Annotated in this window: 1 pseudogene; it reads right to left on the bottom strand. The window is 48.3% G+C overall.

Going from position 1 to position 230, the window contains the following annotated elements:
- Positions 1–230: pseudogene (locus R2R70_RS23630) on the bottom strand (hypothetical protein); the annotation flags it as partial.

The raw sequence follows: 230 nt of genomic DNA, 5'->3' as shown, positions 1-230 counted from the left end.
CAAAGCGGTAACGTTCGCCACTGTTATAATCAATATCCCAGAAGGCTTTATGCAGGCCGAGCGCAATGCCCAGCTGCGCTTTGGTAAATTCGCTATCGAAATAACCTTTACGCAACGCAATGCTGGTTAAGGACTTTTTGAAATTTTCATAATCGCCCTGGTTCAGCACCGTGCCAATAGCCGGGCGAGTATCGAGCAATTTCAAATAGTCTTTATCGGTCCGCGCGCCG

Origin of the sequence: Cobetia sp. SIMBA_158, assembly GCF_046566945.1 — a bacterium.
Classification (GTDB): Bacteria; Pseudomonadota; Gammaproteobacteria; order Pseudomonadales; family Halomonadaceae; genus Cobetia; species Cobetia amphilecti.
The sequence above is the reverse complement of the archived record's forward strand: the minus strand, read 5'-3'. Positions and strand labels throughout refer to the sequence as shown.